Source organism: Candidatus Magnetominusculus xianensis, from assembly GCA_001541255.1.
Classification (GTDB): Bacteria; Nitrospirota; Thermodesulfovibrionia; order Thermodesulfovibrionales; family Magnetobacteriaceae; genus Magnetominusculus; species Magnetominusculus xianensis.
Genome location: LNQR01000004.1, coordinates 49904 through 75601, shown reverse-complemented (window position 1 = coordinate 75601; position 25698 = coordinate 49904). Strand labels below are relative to the sequence as shown.

At 46.8% G+C, this 25698-nt stretch carries 25 protein-coding genes; 19 read left to right on the top strand and 6 right to left on the bottom strand.

Annotated features, from left to right (window positions below; all coding sequences use genetic code 11):
• Positions 1-161: 161 nt before the first annotated feature.
• The 3 genes from ASN18_RS01035 to ASN18_RS01025 all read right to left on the bottom strand — a co-directional run bounded on the left by ASN18_RS01035 (position 162) and on the right by ASN18_RS01025 (position 2335).
• A complete protein-coding gene (locus ASN18_RS01035; protein ID WP_085050741.1) occupies positions 162-617 on the bottom strand; it encodes a DciA family protein in 456 nt (151 codons plus the stop codon).
• A gap of 9 nt (positions 618-626) precedes the next feature.
• Positions 627-815 (bottom strand): 50S ribosomal protein L28, encoded by a 189-nt coding sequence (rpmB, locus tag ASN18_RS01030; RefSeq protein ID WP_085050740.1) that lies wholly within the window; start codon positions 813-815, stop codon positions 627-629.
• Positions 816-991: 176 nt separating this feature from the next.
• On the bottom strand, positions 992-2335 hold the full coding sequence (locus tag ASN18_RS01025) for a thaumatin family protein (RefSeq protein ID WP_085050739.1): 1344 nt from the start codon (positions 2333-2335) through the stop codon (positions 992-994).
• 180 nt (positions 2336-2515) lie between these two features.
• Here ASN18_RS01025 and ASN18_RS01020 point away from each other — a divergent pair, with 180 nt between their 5' ends.
• A complete protein-coding gene (locus tag ASN18_RS01020; RefSeq protein ID WP_085050738.1) occupies positions 2516-4240 on the top strand; it encodes an AMP-dependent synthetase/ligase in 1725 nt (574 codons plus the stop codon).
• Here the strand turns inward: ASN18_RS01020 and tal are convergent.
• Positions 4234-5364 carry a transaldolase gene (gene tal, locus ASN18_RS01015; RefSeq protein WP_085050737.1) on the bottom strand — a complete coding sequence of 377 codons (1131 nt, stop codon included), beginning with the start codon at positions 5362-5364 and terminating at the stop codon, positions 4234-4236. The genes ASN18_RS01020 and tal overlap by 7 nt on opposite strands.
• Before the next feature lie 322 nt (positions 5365-5686).
• Here tal and ASN18_RS01010 point away from each other — a divergent pair, with 322 nt between their 5' ends.
• From ASN18_RS01010 to ASN18_RS00930, 18 genes are all read left to right on the top strand, one after another.
• Complete coding sequence (locus ASN18_RS01010) at positions 5687-6052, top strand: HMA2 domain-containing protein (RefSeq protein ID WP_085050736.1); 366 nt, start codon at positions 5687-5689, stop codon at positions 6050-6052.
• A 37-nt stretch (positions 6053-6089) separates the two neighbouring features.
• Positions 6090-6341: a DUF5132 domain-containing protein gene (locus ASN18_RS01005; RefSeq protein WP_085050735.1), complete on the top strand. Its 252-nt coding sequence runs from the start codon at positions 6090-6092 to the stop codon at positions 6339-6341.
• A 3-nt stretch (positions 6342-6344) separates the two neighbouring features.
• Entirely contained in the window at positions 6345-6812 is a 468-nt protein-coding gene (locus tag ASN18_RS01000) for an HMA2 domain-containing protein (RefSeq protein ID WP_085050734.1), read from the top strand.
• Between the two features lie 119 nt (positions 6813-6931).
• Positions 6932-10093, top strand: a complete 3162-nt coding sequence (locus ASN18_RS00995) for a cation-translocating P-type ATPase (protein WP_085050733.1) — start codon at positions 6932-6934, stop codon at positions 10091-10093.
• A complete protein-coding gene (gene metK / locus ASN18_RS00990) occupies positions 10090-11295 on the top strand; it encodes a methionine adenosyltransferase (protein ID WP_085050732.1) in 1206 nt (401 codons plus the stop codon). The genes ASN18_RS00995 and metK overlap by 4 nt, the downstream gene beginning before the upstream one ends.
• A 196-nt stretch (positions 11296-11491) precedes the next feature.
• Positions 11492-11659 carry a hypothetical protein gene (locus ASN18_RS16995; protein ID WP_157072758.1) on the top strand — a complete coding sequence of 56 codons (168 nt, stop codon included), beginning with the start codon at positions 11492-11494 and terminating at the stop codon, positions 11657-11659.
• Positions 11640-11942 (top strand): type II toxin-antitoxin system HicB family antitoxin, encoded by a 303-nt coding sequence (locus ASN18_RS00985; RefSeq protein ID WP_236861411.1) that lies wholly within the window; start codon positions 11640-11642, stop codon positions 11940-11942. Before ASN18_RS16995 ends, ASN18_RS00985 begins: the two co-directional genes overlap by 20 nt.
• Positions 11943-11984: 42 nt before the next feature.
• Complete coding sequence (locus ASN18_RS00980; protein WP_085050731.1) at positions 11985-12152, top strand: type II toxin-antitoxin system HicB family antitoxin; 168 nt, start codon at positions 11985-11987, stop codon at positions 12150-12152.
• Between the two features lie 9 nt (positions 12153-12161).
• Positions 12162-13022: an ABC transporter ATP-binding protein gene (locus tag ASN18_RS00975; RefSeq protein WP_085050730.1), complete on the top strand. Its 861-nt coding sequence runs from the start codon at positions 12162-12164 to the stop codon at positions 13020-13022.
• Complete coding sequence (locus ASN18_RS00970; RefSeq protein WP_085050729.1) at positions 13015-13752, top strand: ABC transporter permease; 738 nt, start codon at positions 13015-13017, stop codon at positions 13750-13752. Before ASN18_RS00975 ends, ASN18_RS00970 begins: the two co-directional genes overlap by 8 nt.
• A 6-nt stretch (positions 13753-13758) precedes the next feature.
• Entirely contained in the window at positions 13759-14472 is a 714-nt protein-coding gene (gene cobI, locus ASN18_RS00965; RefSeq protein ID WP_085050728.1) for a precorrin-2 C(20)-methyltransferase, read from the top strand.
• Entirely contained in the window at positions 14469-15527 is a 1059-nt protein-coding gene (gene cbiD / locus ASN18_RS00960) for a cobalt-precorrin-5B (C(1))-methyltransferase CbiD (RefSeq protein ID WP_085050727.1), read from the top strand. The genes cobI and cbiD overlap by 4 nt, the downstream gene beginning before the upstream one ends.
• Positions 15509-16150, top strand: coding sequence for a precorrin-6y C5,15-methyltransferase (decarboxylating) subunit CbiE (cbiE, locus tag ASN18_RS00955; protein WP_085050726.1), 642 nt, complete (start codon positions 15509-15511; stop codon positions 16148-16150). Before cbiD ends, cbiE begins: the two co-directional genes overlap by 19 nt.
• 148 nt (positions 16151-16298) lie before the next feature.
• Positions 16299-16580, top strand: a complete 282-nt coding sequence (locus ASN18_RS00950) for a Nif11-like leader peptide family RiPP precursor (RefSeq protein WP_085050725.1) — start codon at positions 16299-16301, stop codon at positions 16578-16580.
• 239 nt (positions 16581-16819) lie between these two features.
• Positions 16820-18091: a YcaO-like family protein gene (locus ASN18_RS00945; RefSeq protein ID WP_085050724.1), complete on the top strand. Its 1272-nt coding sequence runs from the start codon at positions 16820-16822 to the stop codon at positions 18089-18091.
• Positions 18088-19482, top strand: a complete 1395-nt coding sequence (locus ASN18_RS00940) for a TfuA-like protein (protein ID WP_085050723.1) — start codon at positions 18088-18090, stop codon at positions 19480-19482. The genes ASN18_RS00945 and ASN18_RS00940 overlap by 4 nt, the downstream gene beginning before the upstream one ends.
• On the top strand, positions 19475-20731 hold the full coding sequence (locus ASN18_RS00935) for a YcaO-like family protein (RefSeq protein WP_085050722.1): 1257 nt from the start codon (positions 19475-19477) through the stop codon (positions 20729-20731). Before ASN18_RS00940 ends, ASN18_RS00935 begins: the two co-directional genes overlap by 8 nt.
• Before the next feature lie 11 nt (positions 20732-20742).
• Entirely contained in the window at positions 20743-22632 is a 1890-nt protein-coding gene (locus ASN18_RS00930) for a glycosyltransferase (protein ID WP_085050721.1), read from the top strand.
• 98 nt (positions 22633-22730) lie between these two features.
• Here the strand turns inward: ASN18_RS00930 and ASN18_RS00925 are convergent, their stop codons facing one another.
• A complete protein-coding gene (locus ASN18_RS00925) occupies positions 22731-22928 on the bottom strand; it encodes a hypothetical protein (protein ID WP_085050720.1) in 198 nt (65 codons plus the stop codon).
• Positions 22929-22994: 66 nt separating this feature from the next.
• A complete protein-coding gene (locus ASN18_RS00920) occupies positions 22995-25697 on the bottom strand; it encodes a response regulator (protein ID WP_085050719.1) in 2703 nt (900 codons plus the stop codon).
• Position 25698: the final 1 nt, after the last annotated feature.

The window sequence follows — 25698 nt, the reverse complement described above, 5'->3', positions numbered from 1 at the left end:
GAAAGGAAAACAACGAGGCAGTAAAGGATATAGGCGTATAAACCTGGAGCCTACAGAGATAATAAATCATTATGCTGGGCATTGTAATGGTGTCACAGCAAAGTAGAAATGGATATCACAAGAAAGAGTTATCTGCAATCCATCGCATTGCCCCTGCTCAATCATCGACCACTGACCGTCTTAATTCTGGCAAATGATTTCAACGCCGTCCTGCGCAGTGCCTCCCTTAATTCTACATCTTTTATATCGGCAGAGAGTGACTCTACATATGCAATTTCCCCGGCAGACAACACGGCATCCGGCAACTCTGGCTCTGTCAGTTGATTTGACCATTCGACAGGCCCCGGCCTTAATCTTATCGAGGCTACGCCGAAGTCCTTCAGCTTAGAGACAATCGTGTCTTTGTGGAAGCGAAGCTCTGCCATCCACACATTGGAGCTTACATTTATTGTGAGCTGGGCATTTTTGAAAAAATCGGGTTGAGTGTTAAGTGATATTGGCGGGCCAATGAGCGTGTGCCAACGGTTTTTTATCTGCTCCAGCTTCATCGAATCCCCCAGCCCAAGATGCTCGACCAGGGATTCTATGAGAGATGCAGCCCTCTGAAGCCTGCCCATATACGCCTGCTAAACGGCCTTTTTTATTCTTCCAGAACGAAGACATCTCGTACAGATAGATACCTTTCTCGGCCCTTTGTCAGTAATTGCCCTCACGGGCTGAAGATTCGGGTGAAACCACCGCTTCGTCCTGTTGTTGGCATGGCTGACGTTATTCCCGACAGTCTTTGCCTTTCCACATACATAACAGCTTGCCACTATATTATCCTCCTCAGTCGGCTAAATTAATGCCGTATTCTAACAAAGCTGCTCTAAATAAGTAAATTGCCCTGTTTATTATTTTAGAGAAAATTGCGAACATGCTGCCATTTCCTTCACATCAACAGTTCAATTTGAGAAACAAAAGTCTATTGTGCTGGAATTGCCAAGTTATCTTACTTCGGTGGAGACCATTGTACACCATTAGGGGATATGGTGTCAGTATAATGTGCCCATTTACCGTTAATATAAGTATACATATACCCGTCTGAAGCCGATAGAATGCTCGTGCCATTGGTAAAATGCAGGGCATAGTTACCCTGTCCATCTGTTGTCACCCCTTGTGCTGTCGGTGTCCCGAAGATGGTGCTGTTAGAGCCATAAGAATAGACTCCATAAATCGCTATCATTGGGGGAACGAAATCATTTGGACAAAAAGCGACCACGTAGTTCAGCACACTAGTCGTCAACCTACAGTGGTATGTGGAACTCTTGTCGTCAAATTGCCATGAATACACACCTGGAGCAGCAGCATGCACATTAGCAACGTATTGGAGGGCCTTTGCGCCAAGCAATGGGTCTGTGGAGGGGGCAATGTTGCCCCAGTAGCTGCGCTTATTCGTAGAGTCTAATGCGTTGCACACTTCATTGTCATTATACTTTTGTTTAAAAGTAATGTTATCAAGAACATATGGACTACAGCCATAACCGCCTGCCCATTTATCCTGGGCGCAGCAACTGTCTGTCGTTTTACCATCAACTACTTCATCTATACAGTTATAGCCGTCTTTCTGGACATTGCTGTTGCTGCAACATATATTGGCAACAGTATTCGATTTAGGGGATAAGGCAAGTTTACTTATGGCATATTGGCATGGGCTATAACAGGAGACACCATCTGAAAGCAGCATATTATCAGGGCAGGCTGGATTTGCAGTGTGCCCCATAGTTTTGCACCAATGGGCTGGGTCTGGATTGTCTCCACCACCGGGGTTGCCTATTTTTGGTGGGTCGTAAGGATATACCGGGGTTACCATCACCGGTACCCCGAAGCCGTCGACGAAACTTATGTCAACAGTATCATAGGGACCATACACCGTGTCATTAGGCGAGTCCAAGGTTAACTCGAAGAGGCTTGTAGGAGGATTTCCGCCCTGGGCGCACTTCACCGCGAATTTCGATTCATTGTCTATACAACCACCAGTAATACAACAATCCGCATAAGGGTTAGGACACACCCCTGTACTATCAAAAGTACAACCCGTGCGTGGCCAGAATCTGCCTGACCATCCGTTTGCTATGGTTTTTACGATAATTGAACTGTTATCCATTTTCCAGCCGTCGCTTGGGGATGTCGCTGTCTCACCAAACTGTCCTACCCAGATAGGGTAACTGCAATTGTTGATGAACATTACATAGTGGGACTGGGAATCGGCGTTGCACGGGATAACCTTCAAAAACATTAATGCTGAAAATACTAAGATTAAGACGACGAGATTCATAAATACGCGCATTCGCATTGGTTGTGTCCTCCTTATAAAATATTTGTCGATATTTCGGTAATGATACAGACTTACACTATTTGGATAATAACATAAATTCTTCCCTAAAGCAATGTGTTTTTTCTCCTCTCTATATCGGTTTTAGGGTTTATCATTTTAGACAAATTAATGTAGAATAGTATAAAGGGGATAAGATTTATGAAAGACGACATAGAGTTCAGGACAGAGGCACAGGTACTCATAGCTATGAATGATAATGAGCCGGAGGCTGTGAGGTTTATTGCACCACTTCAGGGTGGCGGCCAAATTGATGTCATCAATGTAACCTGGCGCGATTTTCTCTCTTACTCATCTAAGGCAGCCCTGTATCTTTCAGAGCTGGGCGTCAGACCAAATACAAAAGTGGCAGTATATGCGAAAAATCGTCTTCAATGGCCATTTTGTCTTATGGCAATCCACGCCTGCCGCGGTGTCTTCGTCCCCGTCTACCACTCATACACACCAGCGGAGGTTGAGTATATCCTCACGCACTCGGACTCGGAGATTCTGATAACAGAACTGGACATGCTCAGTGTGCTGCTTAAAATATGGAACCGCCTGCCGCCTATCAGAAAGATTATTCTCATGGACATGAAGCTGGATTTCACACAGAGCATCGCTGATTTTGATAAGCTGAAAGATAAAATCGTGTTCATAGACGATGTGTACGCAGACGGTGAGAGACTGCTCCGTGATGACCCCGATGGCTTTACACGTCTTGCCGCACAAATCACAAAAGACGACGTATCTACGATTCTTTATACCTCCGGCACAACCGGCCCCCCCAAGGGCGTTGTCCTGACATACGAAAACCTCTACGTAAACGCCGGTGACTGGATAGATGTCCTTAGCCCGCTGATTCCTGAGACCCGTGTAGACCTGCTCTGGCTTCCTATGTCGCATATATTCGGTTGGGGCGAACTTGGGCTTGGCAATACGCTTGGCTTTACGACATACTTTACAACACCATTTACCGTGCTTTCCGATATGCCCACAGCAAGGCCGACTATATTTATAAGCGTCCCTGCATACTGGGAAAAGCTGTATCTTACGGCAAAGGCTGCGTCTGAGGACAAGACTGAGCAGATGGCAAAGCTCAGGGAACTGACCGGCGGACGGCTGAGGTTTTGTCTTTCCGGCGGGGCGGGGCTGAAACGAGAGGTCAAGGAGTTTTTCTACGAGGCCGGACTCCTGCTGATTGAAGGCTACGGCCTCACCGAGTGTTCCCCCACGCTGACTATGAACCGGAAGGACGACTTTGATTTCGACACTGTTGGAAAACCCTTCCCACGCGTAGAGCTGCGACTTGCAGCCGACGGGGAAATCTTGGCAAAGGGTTTAAATATCTTTAAGGAATACTATAAAGACCCTGCCGCAACAAAAGAAGCCTTTGACGAGGACGGGTGGTTCAAGACCGGAGACCTCGGCGAGTTTACAGAGCGTGGGTTTCTTAAAATAAAGGGCAGAAAAAAAGAAATCATCGTCACATCGGGAGGGAAAAACATATCCCCACAGCTCATTGAACTACGCTTTAAGGACGACCCCTATATTGAACATATCGTCATCTACGGCAACGAAAGAAAATACCTTACAGCACTGGTAACACTCAAGCAAGACACCGTCTCAGCATATGCAAAACAGCACGGCATAACATTCTCCGAATTTTCAGCGCTGGTAATAAACCAATCAATAACTGCCCTCATCCAAAGCAGGATTGACGAGGTAAACAAAGACCTCGCCTCGTTTGAAACCATTAAGAAGTTTTATATCTACGACGGGCATCTGATGCCTGGCAATGGATTCCTGACCCCATCGCTGAAGCTGCGAAGGAAAAACATCCACGAGGCATTTAAAGACAGGCTCGATGCCCTATATTCTCAGTGATTTTTTCGTTTATCTTCTATCAGCGTAAGCAGCGCTTCAAAGGCATCGATGAATTGCTTTACGCCCTCATCCTCAAGCGTCTGCGCAATGGTCTCTAAGTTAATATTTAAGTCCGTAAGTGAATCCAGCGTTTCGTCAACTGTCTTGAGGTCAAAGTCGATAGCGCGGGATACCTTGCCGTGGTCTTTGAATGCCTTCACGGTTTCAACAGGCATAGTGTTAATGGTATTAGGGCCAATCAATGACTCCACATAGAGGCAATCAGGGTAGCGCGGGTTTTTCGTACTCGTACTTGCCCAGAGCAGGCGCTGGATTTTTCCGCCCTTGTGCTTGAGTTCGATATATTTATCAGATGAAAACAGCAGTATCATTGTCTGATAGGCCGCCTTTGCACAGGAGATTGCAGCCTTCCCCTTAAGCGATTCCGCCCACTCCTTTTCGGCAGGGTTAAGGGCATGTTCTGTCCTGTTGTCAAGGATTTTGTCAACGGCAGTATCGATGCGGCTGATAAAGAAGCTGGCAACCGATGCCACGTTATCTATAGGCTTACCTGAGTTGAGGCATTTTTTCAGACCGTCTAAGTATGCGTTTGCAACCTCGGCATAGCGCACTACTGAAAACAACAGCGTGGCGTTGACGTTAAGGCCCTCGGCGGTTAATTGAGTGATGGCCTTGAGACCTTCTTTTGTTGCTGGAACTTTTATCATAATATTGGGTCTACCGATGAGTTTAGCAATTTCTCTGGCTTCTGATATTGTCTTTTCTGCATCATGGGCGAAGCGCGGGTCTACTTCTATGCTGACATAGCCGTCAACGCCTTTTGATGATTCATAGATTGGCAGCAGGGCATCGGCAGCGGAGGCGATGTCGGCGATTTCGAGTTTGTATAAGATTTCTTTTGCTGTGAGAACTGTGTATTTAAACAATTCAGCTAACTGCCCGTTGTAGTCAGCGCCGTCTTTGATGGCCTTATAAAATATACTTGGATTTGAGGTTATGCCCCTGACGCCGTCCTGGTCAATCAATTGTTTGAGCGCGCCGGAGTTAATCAACCCCCTGCTGATATTGTCATACCAGAAACTCTGCCCAGCCTTATGCAGCTCTACCAGTGGATTTACCGCCATTGTAAGCCCCCGTCAATATTTTTTTCACGGCACTGTCCTGCCGCAGATAGGTTCGGTTCTACTTTATAAAGTATATAACAGCGCGCTGATTTTTTGGTAGTAGGTCATTATTATTTTTAGTGGTATGGGTACAAAGGCATGCGGCACTTGAGCTGGCGGTACGTCGTTGTCCAAATTCAACTTGTTCAGACTACCCATCGATATTTAACATAATTGTAATGAGACAGTAATAAAGATTTAACGAAACCTTAATAATGTTGTAATCTCCGCTAAGTTATCATATATCATGGTAATGGATAAAAGAAAAGAGGAGGGAAACCGGATGGCAGTATATCTCCACAGCGTACCCGGCAGGCTGCGTATAAAGTCTCCAGCGCTAAAAGGTGACAAGAGGGAATTTCTCGAAAATCTATTTATAGGGTTTGACGGCGTAAAGTCCGTTAAGTCAAATCCCCTGACAGGCAGCCTTGCAATAAGCTACTGTCCTGAGCTAATCGACTCGGAGATCATAATGCATATGCTCGAAAAAAGAGGCGGCATCGATTTATCAAAGACAATATCCAATGACGAGTATCTTCACAATGCCTTTTCGAAGGCTGGGGGATTTATCAGCAAGGTTCTGTTTGGCAGCGCTATGGATATGGCACTGGAGGGTACAGCCCTGTCTTTTCTTTCGGTTCTCGTATAATTAAATATGACTGCACTGCTGTAAGGGAGGTTAATAAATGGATTTGTTTAAGGGAAATGCGTTATCCGGTCTGGCAATAGGAATAGGGGCGGCTGTGCTGTCTCCTGTGATAATACCAATACTTGCCTCTGTTGTGAAACCGTTGACGAAGGCAGCTATAAAGGGCGGTATTATTGCCTATGGCAGAGGGTTAGAGTTAGCCGCTGAGATTGGCGAGGTAGTCGAAGACCTCGTTGTTGAGGCAAAGGCAGAGTTGGTAGAGGCTGCCTCTGCGGATAAGGTGGTCTAAGAGATGATTAATGAAGGTATTGTGTGTCATCAATCTCCAGGCAGGTTAAGGATAAAAGTACTGGCAGCTAAAGGAGATGCAGAGTATTTTGCAGACATGAAAAAGACACTTGCAGGGAATCCTAAAATAAGCTCCGTTGAAGTCAATCCCATTACAGCAAGCATTTTAATCCTTCATAATACGACTAACGACGAGATTTTAACCTACACCGGTCAACAAGGTTTAATAAAAATAACCGTGCCTGACAAGAAAGCCGAGAATGTCGCGAACAAAGTCTCCGGGCTGTTTAAGACAATCAACAGCGGCACCGTGGCTGCTACCGGCGGCGGTCTGGATTTGGCAAGGGTCTACTTTCTCGCACTGGTGGGCTTTGGGGTTTATCAGCTCAGCATGGGGAATTTTGTAGTGCCACCGTGGTACACCGCCTTCTGGCACGCACACGGGATGTTTACCAAATATCTGGCAAAGTAATTCAGGATTAAGCGGGCAGCTAAACACCTGAACGGGAAATCTTTGTTTATTAAAAAACAAGGAATATTAACCATAGGTTATATGATAATGCAATTATAATTATTTCAAATGGGGGAATAATGAGCGCTGTAACTCTGGAAAGCCGCGAAGCTGTGTCCTTGCAGGCAAATATTAATTGCCAAACTATAGTCCCAATGCACGTCAAAGTCAAAGGCAGGGCAAGGTATAAAGTACGCGGGCTTTACCGCTGTGATTCCCTGAAAGAGCATATTTTCACACATCTTACCAGAGAACCCGGCATCACCAGTGTTGCCATAAACACCCTTACGGCAACCGTATTGATTAACTATGACAACGTAGGCACTTCAGCAGCAGTATCCTCTTACTTGCAGTCCATAGTTGGTAATTATAAGAATCCCATAGACGCAGATAAGTTTTATTTACAGCCTTTTAGTGTAAGAGAAACTATCAAAGGGCTTTTAAAACCGATTAAAACCCCTGTCAAAGCATCACAGCAGTCAAAAAGTATCGAAATCAAAAAACGGCTCAACGACAACCCTCTAAACGAAAAACAAGATGTCATCTCGTGGCAAAACATGAAAAAGGACTATGTCATATCGTACTTTAACAGCTCACCGGTAACTGGCTTATCTGCTGAATTCGCGGCGGAGCTGCTGCATGGATATGGTCGTAATATACTGCCGGAAGCAGCGGTGCGATCAAGGTGGGCTATGTTTTTTGAGCAGTTCACCTCGTTTCCTGTGCTGCTTTTAGGGGGAGCTGCCGTGTTGTCGGCTGCCACTGGCGGGATTGCCGACGGGATTGTTATATTGAGCGTGGTATTGATTAATGCCATAATAGGTTATGTAACTGAGAGCCACACCGAAAAGACTATTAATTCTCTCAAGAAACTTGTAAGACCTTATACATTTGTCTTAAGAAACGCCAAGGCAATAGAGATAAGCGTTGAGGAGGTAGTGCCGGGGGATATAATAATTTTAAAGCCTGGCACATACATCCCTGCCGATGCCAGACTTGTCGATTCTCACATGTTAAGCGTTGACGAGTCTGCCCTGACGGGTGAGAGTATGCCGGTTATGAAGCAATCGGGGCAGCTGAAAAAAAGGGACATTCCGCTTGCTGACAGAACTAATATGATATATATGGGGACGCTGGTCACAGGGGGCCAGGCGTTAGCCATCGTAACGGCAACCGGAAGATACACAGAAATGGGGCAGATACAAACCCTTGTCGGTGAGGCTGACCAACCAGCAACCCCAATGGAGATTCAATTAGAACGCATTGGCAACAAGCTTGTGCTTATCTGTGCCGGTGTGTGCGGCCTTGTATTTGTTACTGGTCTTCTGCGCGGATTTGGACTGCTGGAGATGGTTCAGGCCTCTATATCTCTGGCGGTTGCGGCAATACCTGAGGGGCTTCCGGCAATGGCTACGACTGTGCTGGCGCTTGGTATAAATAAGATGAAACAGCACAATGTCCTGATTCGCCGCCTCGACGCCGTAGAAACCCTCGGCTCTGTCCAGACAATTTGCCTCGATAAGACCGGCACACTGACCTTAAACAGGATGACGGCCGTATGTATTGTCACGATGTCACAGAATATCACCATATCTTCAGGACGTTTGTTCTCTGAAGACGCCCAGATGGTGACTTCCCTGTCACCTGAGCTTGAAAGACTTGTTCACGTGGTAACGCTCTGCAGCGAGACACTGATTCGCAAAGAGGAAGGCAGCTATGTCATCGATGGCTCCTCAACAGAAAACGCCCTCGTTCATATTGCTATCGGTCTTGGGATGGATGTCCTGCATATGAGAAAGAGTTACCCCCTGTTAAAAATAAAACACCGCTCTGAGGGCAGTAATTACATGATTACACTGCACAGGTTCATTGGAGACAGTGCCTTTGGAGATGCTGCGGGAAAAAAACTTGCCGCTGTCAAAGGCTCACCTGCAGAGGTGATGGATTTATGTACGTCATATCTGAAAGACGGCATTGAGTATGAATTTATAAATGGCGAAAGGGCACAGATACAAAACGAAAACGAGATACTTGCCAGCAAATCGCTGAGGGTACTGGCAGTAGCATATAAATTTGTCGATGACGATGACACGGCAGACCTGACCACAGGGCTGACATGGCTTGGGCTTGTAGGCATGGCAGACCCCGTTAAGCCAGAGGCTGCACAGTTTATTAAGGCATTTCACACGGCAGCTATAGACACAGTAATGATAACAGGAGACCAGCTGCCTACAGCCTATGCAATAGGGAAGGAGCTGAATCTTGGCAAGGATGGCCAGATTGAAATCATGGATTCAACCAGTCTGAGTGAACTAAGCCCAGATGTGGTGAGCGCGTTGTGTGAAAATGTAAATGTTTATGCCCGCGTAAGCCCTGCTCAAAAGCTGCAGATAGTGCGCGCATTACAAAGGGCGGGAAGGGTTACTGCTATGACTGGCGACGGGATAAACGATGGGCCTGCCCTTAAGGCTGCTAACATTGGTATTGCGATGGGGCGAGCAGGGACTGACGTATCTCGTGAGATAGCAGATATAATTTTGGAAAACGATAATCTTGAGACGATGATAATCGCAGTAAGCCACGGGCGGGCTATATACAGCAATATCAGGAAATCTGTCCGCTATCTTCTCTCTACGAATATGAGTGAGATAATGGTCATGTTTGCATCAATCGCGGCAGGATTTGGTCACCCGATAAGCGCTATGCAGCTCCTGTGGATAAATCTTATTTCAGACATTTTTCCAGGCATTGCCCTGTCGTTAGAGCAGCCGGAACCGGATATAATGAGCCAGCCCCCCAGAGACCCCGGCGAAGATATAATCGGGGTAAAGGATTTCAAGCGTATAGCCTTTGAGTCTCTGACGATGAGCGCTGCATCGCTTGGGGCATATACATATGGCATTGCCAGATATGGCCTTTCGCCGCGTGCCGGTAATATGGCATTTTTGAGCCTCTCGACCTCACAGCTCCTACACGCCATAAGCTGCCGCACGGACAAACACAGCATCTTCGACAAAGAGACGCTGCCGCCAAATAAATATATGAACATTGCACTGGCAGGGTCATTCCTGCTGCAGATTCTTGCCCTTACTGTACCGGGGCTAAGGAATTTGTTAAAAATATCACCGGTAAATCTTACGGACGCACTGGTGACAGGGGCGGCATCAGTCATTCCACTGTTAATAAATGAGGCAACAAAAAGACCGGCAAAAACAGTAACTATGGAGGTAAACACTCTATGAATAATGACTTTATGCTGACATCAGAGTCCGTAACGCCTGGACATCCTGATAAACTATGCGACCAGATAAGTGACGCAATAGTGGATCATTCCTTACAGCAGGACCCCCACACCAGAATAGTCGCCGAGTGCGCCGTGTCAACATCGATAGTGTTCATAGCCGCGATGTTCGACTCTAAGGCCGTCATGGATTTTGGTAATATCGCAAGAAAGGTAATACGCCGGATTGGTTACAACAAAAAGGCATTTAATGACAAAACATGCAGCATAATTACAAGTCTCAGGGAACTTAAGGCCGACCCGGACAGCAAATATGACGAACACAAGATGTCAGACACTGAGATGGATGAAATAGCAGTGAAAAACAACGCGACCATATTCGGGTTTGCCTGTAATCAGACACCCTCTCTGATGCCGCTTCCCATATGGCTGGCCCATAAGATTGCGACAAGGCTTGCCGGGGCACATCTTGATAAGACATTGCCCTATCTTACCCCCGACGCCAAGGTGCAGGTCGGAGTAGAGTATAAAAACCGCCTTCCATACAGAATACACAGCATAATAGTACAGGCGGCACAAGAAGGCTCTGACGTGCCGTCAATTGAGAAACTCAGAGCAGACATCAGAGAGCGGGTGATAGATGCTGCCTTTAGAGATGACCACATAGGGCTGGATGACAAGACACGTATCTTTGTAAACCCGGACGGGGCATTTGTAACGGGCGGCCCTGCAACACACTCCGACCTCACCGGTAGAAAGAAGGCAATGGACACATACGGCGGCTATGCAAGGAACTCCGATGCTGCCCTAAGCGGCAAAGGCCCGCTTAGAATCGACAGAGTGGGGGCATATATGGCACGCTATGCGGCAAAAAACGTGATAGCGGCAGGGCTGGCTCAGGAGTGCGAAGTACATGTGAGTTATTCCATTGGGCTTGCCAGGCCGGTAAGCATTCAGGTCGATACATACGGGACAGGAAAGATTCATGACCAGAAGGTTGAAGATATAATAGCGTCGTTATTTGACTTCAGACTGCCGGCAATCTTAAAGAAATTTAATCTCAGATACCTGCCAAACAAGGCAAACGGGGGAAGTTTTTATCAGAAACTTGCAGTGTATGGTCACTTTGGACGTACTGAGATGGAATTGCCGTGGGAAGCCACTGATATGCGTGATAAAATATTATCCCTAAGCGGTCTTTGATTTAACCCTTGCAAATATCACTATGTCATTAATCGTGTTTTCAACAATAACTCGTCCTGAATCTGGTATAATAAAAACTAATTGAAATCGCTTACCGGGAGTTCTAACCGGCCATTTTGCTGTGATGTCAGCAATATGCTGCAACAGAGGCTGCCCAGGACAACTGGAGACTGCACCTGATAAAGGAGGACTTACGATGCACTTAAACAGCCATGACTGTGAAGATTTGGACAAGGAACCAGTTGATGAGCAACCAGTCATAACAGAGGACAAAAACATAGATGAGATGAAATACCTGCTTTTAACCGGTAAGGGCAAAACAAAAGATATACGGAGGGTTATTATTGGCGGCAATATCCTGTGACAAGGGCAGCGCAGTCATACCGGAGACACGGGGTAAGTGCATGAGAGTTCTTGATTGTACGGTAGTTGTGTGGAAGGAACAAGAGGGTTATGTTTCTAAATGCCCTGAGTTGGGTGTTGCGAGCTGCGGAGATACTATTTCGGAAGCCGTAAAAAATCTTCGTGAGGCAGTCGAGCTGTATCTCGATAATGCTGTAGCACTTGGTTTGATAGAGGATATAGAGGAAAGTTTAACGACTGAAGAGAAGTTTACATCACATATTGAAATCGCATATCATGCCTAAGTGAAACTTATTAAGTGTATCATCCAGTCAAGGGAGGACACAATGAAAACCTACACAGCAGTGATTGAGCGTTGTTCAGATACAGGTTTATATGTGGGATATGTACCAGGGTTTCCTGGCGCGCATTCTCAGGCTGATACCCTGGATGAACTCAACCATAATTTACAAGAAGTAATAGAAATGCTGCTTGAGGATGACAGTCACTCATAGCAAATTCATATGAACGATAACAACAACGTCCTCACAGTTGCAGGGCTTAAGAAGAATTATAAGGACAAAACTGCCGTTGCTGGCATCAGCTTTGACTTTTCGGCAGGAGAGTTTGTCGGGCTATTAGGCCCAAACGGTGCCGGTAAGACCACCACGATTAAGATGCTTACAGGACTGATTAGACCTTCTGCTGGCATGATTTACTACTACGGAAGCGACTTCAAACAGGAATCTCAAAAAACCAAATCACTCATCGGCGTCGTGCCTCAGCAAAATAATCTTGACAGAGACCTTACCGCCTACGAAAACCTCTACCTGCACGCGATTCTCTACGCCATCCCAAAGGCGCTCAGAAAAACGCGGATTGACGAGTTGCTTGATTTCTCCGGCCTCACAGAATATCGCAACCGCCAGGTCAAGACCTTCTCAGGCGGTACGATGCGCAGGCTTGTCATACTGCGCGCCCTCCTGCATGAGCCAAAGATACTATTCCTTGATGAGCCAACAGTCGGTCTTGACCCTCAGATTAGGCGCGTCATTTGGGATTTCATCGTAAAGATAAACCGGATGAAAAATACTACGATTTTATTAACCACCCATTATATCGAAGAGGCCGAGAGGCTCTGCAAACGGGTACTGATAATCAACGACGGCTCAATTATCGTTGACGGCACCCCGGAGGCTCTTAAAAACGGCATTGGGCACTTTGTCCTTGAGGTCTATAAAGGCGAAGGAATCGAAGAGGAATTCTTTGACACCAGACCACTTGCCCTCGCTGCGCTTGAGAAATCTACAGATACTTGCAAGATACGAGAGGTCACGCTTGAGGATGTGTTTTTAAGGCTCACGGGAAGGAGAATCAATGTTTAACGGGCTTTATGCTGTGCTGTACAGGGAGCTGACGATTTATCGAAAGAGGGCAGTGAAACAAATGCTTTCATCATCTCTGTCGCCGCTCTTGTTTTTAATCGCCTTTGGCTGGGGCTTTGGCAGGGATGTTACAGTGAGCGGGCTGCCATATATTGCCTTTTTGATTCCCGGGCTTATTACAATGAACAGCCTTAATCAGAGTTTTGCTATATCTGCGGAGATAAACATATCAAGATTTTACTTTCATACTTTTGATGAGTATCTCATAGCGCCGGTCTCACATGCAGGGATTGTGATTGGCGAGGCGGTGTTCGGGGTCTTTCGCGGGCTTCTGGCAACGCTTATTATTTTTATCTATGCCTTTATTTTTAATGTTTCGCTGTCGTTTAATCCACTGTTTTTTGCGGCGATTCTTCTTCATACATTTATTTTTTCCTTTCTTGCCGTTACGACTTCTATGGTTGTAAAAGACCATTCAGGGCAGGCGCTTGTCAATAACTTCGTCATTACGCCGATGATATTTCTCTGCGGCACATTCTATCCCATCGACAAGCTCCCCTATGCCTTCAAGCTGCTTGTGTATGTATTTCCGCTGACGTACTCGACAAAGGTCATTCGGGCAGCCCTGACCGGAGGCGAGGTGAGTTTTATATATGTCGGTCTTATGATGTTTTATTGTATAATATTCTTCTTAACGTCGCTGTGGGCGTTGAGAAGTGCTGAGGCATGATAAAATATGAACAATAACATAGTCCACTCTATAGGGCTTGGTCCTGGTGACCCTGAGCTTGTAACAATTAAGGCCAAACGCATCCTTGAGACCTCAGACGATGTAATAGTCCCGCAGTCTGATGCCCTCGGCAGGAGTGTGGCCAAGGACATAATCGTCCACTATGTGGATTCCTCCAGGCTCATCATGTACTACTTCCCTATGAACAACAACAAGGAGCAGTTGAGGCAGAGATACACCGAACTGGCAGAGAAAATAAAGGCTCTCGTTGCCGATGGCCGAAAGGTATCATATGTTTCCATGGGCGACCCTACGATTTTCAGCACATCGAACTATCTGACTGAAACACTCCTTGCCCGAGGGATTAATGTAGTGCATGTTCCGGGGATTAGTTCTATTAATGCCTCGTCATCACTTCTTGGCATTCCCCTGACCAGCAAGGGCGGTGATTTTGGGGTATATGAGCTACCGGAGGATGTCCAAAGGACAGTCGAACTGATTCAAAGACATCAGACCACTGTATTTATGAAGGTAAATAAAAAGCTGCCCGTGCTTCTTGAGGCCATAAAGTCAGAGCCGCCCGATGCCGCATATCTTGTAAACAGGGTTACGCTTGATGGACAGCAGAGCTTCGATTTACTAAACGAGCTGTTGCCGAAAGAACCCCTGTATCTTTCCATAGCGCTGGTCAAGAAAAAAAAACTAAAAGGCACTAAGTGAAACCCACGCTCAGAAAGGGATTTACAACCGGCACGGCAGCCGCAGCCGCAGCAAAGGCCGCCACTATATTGGCGTTCACCGGACACCTTCCAAACGAAGTCAAGGTAACGCTGCCAGAGGCTCTGAGGACGCTTGATATAAAAATACACAAGGCAAGCCACCATCATGGCATCAACGGCAGAAGCGCTGCCTCTGTAATCAAAGACGGCGGAGATGACCCTGACGCCACGTCAGGGCTTGAGATAATTGCGGCCATGAGCCTGATAAATACTCAACCAAGCAGATATGGCGGCGCTGAGGTTATCATAAAAGGCGGCGACGGTGTCGGCATTGTAACAAAGGCAGGGCTTCAAGTACCAGTCGGCGCACACGCAATCAACCCCGTCCCGCTCTCAATGATACGAACTGCTGTCAGAGAGGCCGTCCCCTCCGGTCTTATTGAAGTGGAGATAATAGTACCAGAGGGACAGAAGGCTGCTCAGAAGACATTTAACAGCAGACTTGGCATCATAGGCGGTATCTCGATAATCGGCACAACGGGGATAGTGGAGCCGATGAGCGTGGAGGCCATAAAGTCAGCCATCACCTGTGAACTCGATGTGGCATACGAGGAGAACTCATCGACAGTCTATCTGTCACCTGGGAAGATTGGTGAGGAGTCACTTAAGTCAATATTTCACGGGGTTCATGTGGTGCAGATGAGCAATTTTATTGGGGATTCCCTTCAGTACGCGATGACTAAGGGATTTAAAAAAGCTGTAATCGGCGGCCATCCCGGGAAACTGGCAAAGCTCCTGATGGGGTATTTCGACACACATTCTGGGAACTCCCCGCAGGCCACCGGGTTTGTTGCAGGATATTTTGGTCTTGAGGGTGAATATAACACGGTTGAGGAGATAATTGAATATATGCAAAATACGAAAAAATTTGACGCGATGGCATACGATATAGCTGTGAAAATAAGGGCGCTCTACGGGTTTTCATCTGTGGGCGTGTATTTATTCAATATGAAAAAACAACCCATAGGAGCGGCGGCATGTACAAGATACTGGTGATAAGCGCTGGACCGGGCGGGGCACAATACATGACATACGCTGCCGTTAAGAGGGCGCGCGAATGTGAAATATTAATTGGTACGCGCGGGCAGCTTACCGCGCTTGATATTGCCCCATCGGAAAACGCCATCGAGGAAAACAGGATAGAAGAGATACTTAATCTAATTGGCCGCTATGAAGACAAACTCATCGGGGTCTTAGTAACCGGTGACGCTGGCATATTCAGCCTGTCGCAAAAGATATATGACCGGTATGGGAAGGGCTCTGTGCTTGAGGTAATCCCGGGGGTGTCGTCCATACAGGCCGCGTTTGCAAAAATAAAGGAGTCATGGCTGGACGTAAGGGTGTTTTCATTTCACGGCAGGCAGATAGAGGGGGCAGAGGAATGCCTGCAATGCCCGAAGGCGGTCATACTCTGCGACAAACAAAACACCTCTCGTGTGATTTTAGAGGCCATGATACCATTAGGGCTGTTCAGCCAAAAGCGGGACATATATGTCTGCCAAAACCTGACAAGAGACGGCGAAAAGATAATAGAAATAAAAAATCCTGAAGCACTCCAGACAATAACACCGGCAGGCAAGGAGCTTATTCTTCTTAATCTTGGTAAAATGCTTGAGTAATGCTAAAGTGACCCCCTTTGTCAAGACCACTTGGACTTATGATATTCACTCTCCAGGCTACTTGACTTTCACAGGGGTTTAATGTATAGTAGACCATATCTTGCGAGGGTTGTCTATGTTGTAGTTGTGAAAAATGGAGGGATATATTATGTCAGTAGAAAGCGCAACATCATTTATGAAGAAGTTGAGTAGTGATGCAGCATTTCGTAACAAGATGGAAGCTACCAAAGACGAAGCTGCACGTAAGAAAATGGTAAAGGATGCAGGCTTTGATTTCACGATGGACGAGTTAAAGCAGGTTGTACCCGGAGATCATCATGCCAATCTTGGTAAAGGCGAATTAAGTGAGAAAGACCTTGAAAAAGTAGCAGGTGGCTCTTCTGCCTCATGGACGGCGGTTGGAGTTGGTGCAGCGGCTCTTGGCGCTTAGTTCACGCTGATAAGCATCGGCATTTTCTCAGGGCTTCGTGCCGAAGGCTTATTTAGTCTTGTTAAGCATTGTATTAACGTTGCATAGACAACCCAATTAAATTGCAAGACAGTCTCTGCGGAGGCTGCACTACGCTGTAAACAGGTTTTTCAGCATTGTGAAGCTGCCGCTGTTGCAGCGCTAAAACAGCATGTCATATGACTTTACTATGAAAAAATTAAATCGCAAAAGCATAATAAATGTCTGCCGCAAACGGTGATGCGGTAAACTACCGGGGGGCGTTCTACAGCCAGCCCAAAGAATGTCACGATGGCCTCTACAGGACATTCTCTCCCTCTGAGACCCTTAAGCGTATTGCCCCATGTTTCAGGACTGTTGGTCTTACGCGGCTTTCAGATATAACCGGACTGGACAGGATAGGCATACCGGTTGTCGCCTCCATCAGGCCAGGGGCCAAGACAATAACTACGTCATCGGGCAAGGGAGCCACCATAGAGGCAGCCATGGCCTCAGGGGCAATGGAGAGCATAGAAGTATTTCATGCCGAGACAATCGATTACCCCGTAATTATATCGTCTTATAAAGAATTAAGCAAGCGCTGCAACATTATTGAACTACACCAGCTTGCCCTCACAAAACACTCTATTTTTAACGTAAACAGGCCGGAGAAATGGGTAATGGGCTGGGATATCGCCACTCAATGCGAGGTAGCCGCCCCACTGCTTCAGGTCTCACTGGACTATGCCTATGGACTTGACGGCCTGACAATATCCTTCCAAATGGGCTCAAACGGACTGGCGTCGGGGAATCATTTCCTTGAGGCGCTGAGCAGCGCCCTGTTTGAGGTTATCGAAAGGGACGCGATTGCCTGCTATACAGAGGCAAACGTTAAACGCAGTTGCCCTCTTAAGAGGATTGACCCGTCAACTATCGGCTATGACAGCGTAACAAAGTTGATTGAGCGTTTTGAGTCTGCTCACGTCCGCCCTGTTATCTTTGATTATACCGTAGATACAGAGGTTCCGGTATTTGTTACATATATATATGATTTAAACTCCAGACATATGGGGGTGTATAAGGGCGCGGGCGCTCATTTAGACCCTGAGACAGCCCTTGTCCGGTCACTTACCGAGGCCGCTCAATCACGCCTGTTAGTGATAGTCGGCTCCAGAGACGATATATTCAGGCATACTTACTCGTCGCTAAAGCTCGACGACAATGCTGTAATCCTTAACTACTTCAATAAATCAGGCCAGACCATGAGCGCCTTCGACAGGCATGACGAATCCACAGGTACGTTTGAAGGCGATATTTTATTATGTATTAAAAAGCTAAGACGTGCCGGGCTTAACAGGGTTATCGTTTATGACCTGACGAAGCCGGACATAGGTATACCTGTGTTGAGGGTCATTGTGCCTGGCGCAGAGGGATATATGTTTAAGCACTATACGCCGGGCACCAGGGCAAAAAAGTTTGCTGCCAGTTTTGCTGCCAGAGAGGTCTGGCAGTGAAATCCATAATATTTCTTGGTCCAACCATGCCGGTAGAAGAGGCCAGGGCTATTTTGCCTGATGCGGTATATCTGCCACCAGTAGAACAGGCAAGCCTTCTTAGTGCCGTCACTACATATAAACCAGATGCCATAGGCATTATTGACGGCCTGTTCGGACAGTCCTTGTCTGTGTGGCATAAGGAGATACTCTATGCGCTGGAGCGCGGCATACTGGTGTATGGCTCAAGCAGCATGGGGGCATTGCGAGCCGCTGAAACTTCAGAATTCGGCATGATTGGTGTTGGTGAAATCTATGAAATGTACGCCAGCGGGCAGATAAATGACGACGACGAGGTCGCCATTATACATTCGTCGAAAGAGGATGGATACCGCTGCCTCTCCGAACCAATGGTAAACATAAGAAAGACGTTTCAACACGCACTAACACGGCAGCTCATAGACAGCGACACATGCGCGGTACTTATTGACATAGCAAAGAGATTATACTATCCTGAGCGTGTATTTCAAAACATCTTTTCCATTGCATTAACCAAAGGGATTTTATCAGATGAGACTATCAACAAGTTAAAACTATTTGTCAAATCAGACTATTGTGATTTAAAGAAACAGGACGCCGTTAAACTGCTGGAGTCTATCAGAGACATCCCCGGAGACGGCAGCGCTGCCACAGGGAATAGTAACTTCACTATGGTCAATTCTCACCTGTTTAAGGCGCTCTATCACAGGGACAGGACAGTGCAATACGAGGGTACAGATGTCTGCCAGGACAACTTTGCCAGTTACGTAGCCCTGCATATGCCGGGGTTTGACGATTTCAACTTCAATGCCATAAACAAGGCGCTTGTTGTCTTTATGGCAGATTATTTTGATATAACGGCATCAGAGGAAGACATAGAAGAAGAAAAGGGGCGCTTTCAAAAGAAACTAGGCATTCAGGACAAGGATGAGTTAAATAAATGGATAGGGGACAACCACCTGACGCCGGAGGAGTTCAACACACTAATCAATGACAGCGCTAGGTGCAGAAAGATGCAGAAATGGTTTATGACACGCCAGTACCTTGTGAAAAATGTAAAGATAGTCCTCGATGAGCTTCGTATGCGTAACATCTACGGTGAATGGCTCAGTAGGGCGGTCAATCAGGAGCAGATAATACAAACCCACTATCCTGACTTTAAGGAAATCGACCGCCTCGACGTAAGGGAACTCCTTATTGATCATATAAGACACACGGGTTGGAAGAGTGACACCGACGCTATGAAGTGGGCTGAGGAGGCAGGGTTTGCCGGGCTTCAGCACCTGCACCTTGAGCTTTTGAGGGCAAAGCTTCAGCGTGACCACATTAACGGCCTTCTAAGCGCCTTCCTCAAAGACAAGGGAAATGGATAGCCTGTCTCCATCTATAGTTTTCTGCGGCCAGCACTTCAGGGAACAAAAACATTACTGGTACGGCACCCAACGCTCAATAAGCCCAAAAGAGACCTATGAGACCATAAAACCATATTTTAAAGAGATTGGTCTGACCCGCCTTGCAAACATCACAGGGCTTGACCGCATAGGGATTCATACTGTGCTTGCCATTCGCCCAAACAGCTACTACCTTTCTGTAGACGCTGGCAAGGGATTCACGCTTGAGGCCGCAGAGGTATCAGCGGCAATGGAGTGCATTGAACGCTGCGTAGGTGAGCAGGCGCCGCTCAGGGAAATATTGCTTTCATATAAAGAGATTAGCTCATTGTATGGCGTCATACCTGTTGAGAACCTCCCATTTACCAACAAGTTAATGTTCAGTGAAAACAGGACTGAGAGATGGACTACCGGCTATGATATTATTAACAGGCAGGAGGTGGCAGTGCCATACGTGTCTGTGAGTATGCGCGGGCCTCATGGCATAAAGGACGACCTTCATACGTTTATGTTTGGCTCAAACGGGCTTGCCTCCGGTAATACTTTTTTAGAGGCCGTGTACATGGGCCTTTTAGAGACGATTGAGCGTGACGCGGTAACAAGCCACAGTGTTGCCAAGGCATACCAAAAGTATCATCCACCGCGTGCAGATATAAATACGATAAGGTTCCCTCTTGTGCTGAATCTGCTTGAGAGGATACGAGAGGCGCAGGTGAATGTTATTGTCTATGATTGCACAGTCGATACGGCGATACCGGTTTATCTTGCGTACCTATATGACCACAACAGAAATATTGGCGTATTTAAGGGTTATGGGGCGCATCTTGACCCTGAGATAGCCCTGATAAGGGCGATAACTGAGGCTGTTCAGGGGAGACTTGTGTATATATCAGGCTCACGCGACGATTTTTTCAGGAATAATCTGACAGGCCTTAAGCTCTCAGACAACGACCGGCAGATTGCGCTGCTTGAGTCTGTCACACCAACGATAGATATGTCTGGGGTCAAGTCTGAGTCAACGGACACATTTGAGGAAGACATACTGATATGTCTTGAGAGATTGAAGAGGGTTGGGCTTAACCAGGTCATTGTCTTTGACCTTACCCCGGAAGGGTATAAGGTAAATGTCGTCAGGGTAGTGGTGCCGGGGCTTGAGGGTTATACATATAAGTATTATAGTCCCGGAAGAAGGGCGCTTAACTTTGCCGACCAACGCATGGTCATAAGTTGAGATAACGGGGCATGGCTGCCGCACCAATTACCGTGCTTAGACCTGACAGGCAGACTGGTCTTGTAAGCGCAGGGTTTTTTACAAATGATTATGCAAGGAATCTCCTGCCTGATATCAGAATCGATTATGTCCCATTAACCGCCTGGTGCGACAGTGTAATGGGTGACATAAAAGACCCCTATAGTGCAGAAACCGCGTCGAAGAGATTTGAGGAATTGACCAGGGGATATGATTATTTCAATCCCAGCTATGAACTCACACCGTTTATTCCATATATACTGTATTTGAGAAACATGTCCCGTGCTGATATAAGGCTGATGTTTACGGCCCATGCACCAGGCTGCTATTCGATGGAATATGTGCTGATGCGGTTACTGCTGGTTGACGGCGATATTATAATCGCCCCAAGTGAAAGCGGAAAAAAGACAATAGAATTCCTGTGTCAGGGACTCTCCCCAGTGGCTCTGCCACACCCTATACATATGCTGCCAACTACCAGCAGAAAACGCAATGGCGGCCTGGCAACCCTGTCGAGAATCGACCCGGGCAAACTAATACACCGACAGGTTGAGGCAATGCCGTTATTAAAGACCTCGCTAAAGATGGACATTGCCGGACCGCTTAGAGATACCCAAACAGGGGATTACCATCAATATGCGTTGCTGCTAAGGGAAAAACTCATCAATCTCAGGCTAAAACGCACTGTCAGGCTGCATGATACCATATCAGGAGATGACAATAAGTCACGCTTTCTTTCACGGGCACAGGCGCTGCTCTGCTTATCTGTAACCATAGAGGAGGCGTATCCAAAATCTGCAATTGAGGCACTGGGCCTGGGGCTGCCGGTAATAGGTACGCGATGGGACGGGCTGCCAGAGGTTGTCGGCGGCTGCGGCAGGCTGATAGATATAGTTAATGATGTCAGCGGCGGTGTCGATGCTGCCCCGGATAAGATTGCCGAGGCCATAGATATGCTCATGGACGATATGCCGTCTGCCGACCAGTGTAAAGAACAGGCGCAGAGGTTTTCGCCTCAGAGGATAAGACCACTCTACAGGGAAGTCTTAGCGCAGCATAAAGCTAAGGGTATCAGCAGCGGCTTTGATGATATATATGCCGGTAAGGACATCTGCGCAGCGCCGGAGGGCGGGGTACTCTGTGCAACGGCCCCACTGCTTAATCTTTCGTGGCACGAGCTCTTCTCAATCAACTTAGATGAAATAACCTGCATAAGAAGGTACTGGATGGATAATAAAGTCATCAATGCTTCAGCTGGATTGAACTTAAGGAGCATGTTATTGTCCGGGACGCAGAGACAACTTGAGAAATTCCTTTCCTTTAACGCTGCAGACAGATATGAAAAAGGCCACAATGAACCACTCGGTGAACCATCCGGCGGAGATTTTTATCAGAATATATATAATGCTGTAAAATCCCCCGCCACCCAGACATCAAAACAGATATGCCTCAACCGGCTGCTTATGGATGGCAAAGAGGCTCTTTTTCTTAACGGTCTCAGAGAATTAAACGGGCAAATGACCTCCGGCCTGACATATCTCACCATAGAAGGAGAGATACTAAAGGGCAATTATGAAAAGGCATATAGCATGTGTATTGAGGATATCTCATTCAGAGAAGGCGATCATTTCAGGGTAAGACAACTGGCAAAGGTCTGCCGTATAATGAAACAGCCGGAGCGTGCGCTGCCAACCATAAGGCAGTGGCTTAGTTGTTATCCCTGGTCTGTCCACTCTGCCGAAATATGGCTTGACCGATGTATAAACGCAGCAATGACCGGCAAGGGATACAAAAAAGAGGCAAAAAGCTCATTTAATACCGCCCGCAGACTTCTGGGCAGCTCAGATGTGCTGGATAAGATAGAAAAGGGCTACTTATTTTAGAGAGGCAGGGACACATCCCAATTATGATTACGGCAGGCCGTTTCTTAAGCGCGTTATGGCTGCTAAATGGAAAAGGAACAAGAACAATATCTCCCTTTTCACAGGTTGTCATAAACAGCATCCTCATCATTATTCCAAACTGTTTCAAACGCAGGACCTGATAAATTTTGGCAAGCTTTAATAAGAAGAGCTTTTTCCTTTTTCATTTCAATAAATTGAATATAATCAAGGACATCTGCAAGAAGATTCTCAGGCAGCTTATCTATCTCACTTTTAATCATATCTTTAACAGACATAGTCACCTCCTGCTGCATGTACTACATGATTATAACTATTAACTACAAACTCTTTCCACTCATTTTTTATAGGGACACATCCTGTTTTAATACCCCTGCGAACTTTGCAAGGGTTTCGGAGGCCTTGTCATAGTCGTAGTTGTCTATTTGGCGCTTGATTTCAGCAAGGTCTTCGATTTCCGGCAAATCTCTCAGCATAGCTTTTAAGGCGTCAAGCTCAGTGGCGGCGTCTGCGTCGCCTTTTTCAAGTGTTGCTGCCAATCTCTGCAGTTGGGCGCTCAGTGCCTCGTTAATCTTTATGTCTCTTGAGGGGGCAGTCAGTCTTGCGGCTTCTGCTGGCTTAGCGCTGCCAAGCCGTGACAGGTCCTCCATCACCTCGTCGAGTTTGAGCTGAAACGCTGCTACCAGCGGTTCCAACTCTGTCGTATCAGTATGACCGTCCTTGAGTGCGTGCTCAAGCCCCTGTGAGGCACGGTGGAGCTCGAATGCCCCTATGGTGCCAGCAACTCCGGACATTGTATGAACTATTCTGTAAATGTCAGGGCAGCCCCCTGATAATCCATCTTTCAATATGCCCATAAAATCCCTGTATTTTTCCCTGAACTCGTTGAGCATTTTTATATAGAGGGCTGTATTACCACCCATTCTTCTTATGCCCGTTTTTGTATCAATTTTCTGAAAGTCTGATGGCAGCATTCCCTTTGAACTTGATAACGGGGTTTTCTGTGCCGGTATCACCTCTGCAAATTCCCTGGGTTTTATCCACCGTACAAGTGTGCCATAGAGTGCGGCAGGCTCGAAGGGTTTTCCCACATGGGCGTTCATTCCGGCAGCGATACATTTCTCGCTGTCACCTGAGAGGACATTGGCTGTCATCGCTATAATGGGAAGGTCTCTGCATTTCTCCTTTGCACGGATTGTGCGGGCTGCCTCATAGCCGTCCATATCTGGCATCTGAATATCCATCAGCACGGCGTCATATGTGTGTTTTGTAACAGCGGCGACTGCCTCTATGCCGTTTACGGCAGTATCTACCCTAAAGCTTTTTATCTCCAAAAGCTCGGTTGCTACCTGGCGGTTTATGTCGTTGTCCTCTACCAGAAGTATATGCGCACCGGCTAGCCGCTTCAGCCCCGCGATTTCCTTGTCAGCCGAGGGTGATGCAAGGCTTGACCTCTGTGTATCCTCACCAAAGACAGATAGAATTGTATCATACATAACGGACAGGCTTACGGGCTTAATAAGAAACGAGTCCATGTGTACGCCTTTTATTGCATGAAGTACCTCCTCTCTGCCATATGCTGTAACCATGATAATCTTTGGAATTTTAGTTTGTGGAAGGAGCCTGTTAATCTCCTCGATAGTGTCTATGCCGTTCATCTCAGGCATCTTCCAGTCAATAAATGCCAGGTCGAATGGATTATCCCCTGATTGTTTTATCTCTGCCAGGGCCTCTTTGCCAGAGGCAACCGGCGTTACCTTAAAAGAGAATGACTCCAGCGTGTCTTTTAAAATATCACGCGAGGCAGGGTTATCATCGGCAAGCAGGACACGCAGCCCAACGTACTCATCCTTGGGCAGACGAAAGCGCCTCCTCTCGGCGTTTTGCCTTGCAAAACCGGCTGTGAAATGAAAAGATGACCCAACGCCCGGCTCACTTTCCACCCATATACTGCCGCCCATCATCTCAACCAGCCGCTTGCATATGCTTAGTCCAAGCCCCGTACCTCCATACTGCCTTGTAGTTGATGTATCTGCCTGACTAAATGCCTGAAACAGGTTGCCTATTTGCTCCTGCGTCAATCCAATCCCCGTGTCATTTACCGAAAAATGGAGGTAAACAGTTTCATCGGTCAACTGCTCGGCCTCAATATGTATGATTATCTCTCCCTTAGAGGTGAATTTAACGGCATTGTTAGCGAGATTTGTAAGTATCTGACCAAGACGCAGCGGGTCTCCTATCAACACCAATGGGACATTTTTAGCTATAGAAAAACAGAACTCAAGGTTCTTCTCGTCTGTCTTAATGGTAATTAAATTAGATATGTTATTGAGTACCTCATCAAGGTGAAAAGGAATATACTCTATTTCAAGCCTGCCTGCCTCAATTTTAGAAAAATCCAGAATATCGTTTATTATCCCTAACAGTGACTTTGCCGCAGACTGTACCTTTAATAAATAGTCCAGTTGCTTTTCATCCAGAGTAGTCTTTAAGAGAAGATATGTCATCCCAATAATGGCATTCATCGGGGTGCGTATCTCATGGCTCATATTGGCAAGGAAATCCCCCTTTGCCTTGTTCGCGCTGAAGGCCGCTTCTCTTGCAGCCTCAAGGAGTTCTGTCTGATGGCGCAGCAGTTGTTCTCTTGATACCACAGTGGTTACGTCCTGGATTTGCAGCACACACATAAATGTCTTGTCCTTTTGGCGTATGCCGCTTATATAGACAACCTGACACATCCTCTCGCTTACTTTAGGGTCTAACGCCGGTTGAAACAAGGGAAACGGCCTGTTGGTCAATCTGTGAGACAGCGTGGTAGGCAGCCCGCGTGAAAGCGCGCTGTCTATCCCCTGCATAACACGGGTATTGACAAGCTCTGGAAATGCCTCAGTTAAAATCTTGCCTATTACATCGGTCCTTCTGATACGGGAGGTCTTCTCCATCCAGCGGTTCCAGAATACGACACGCATTGCCTTGTCGATAACTATAATCCCATCCTGGTTCTTGTCCAGTATTGACAGCAATAGATCAGATTCAAATTCAACCATA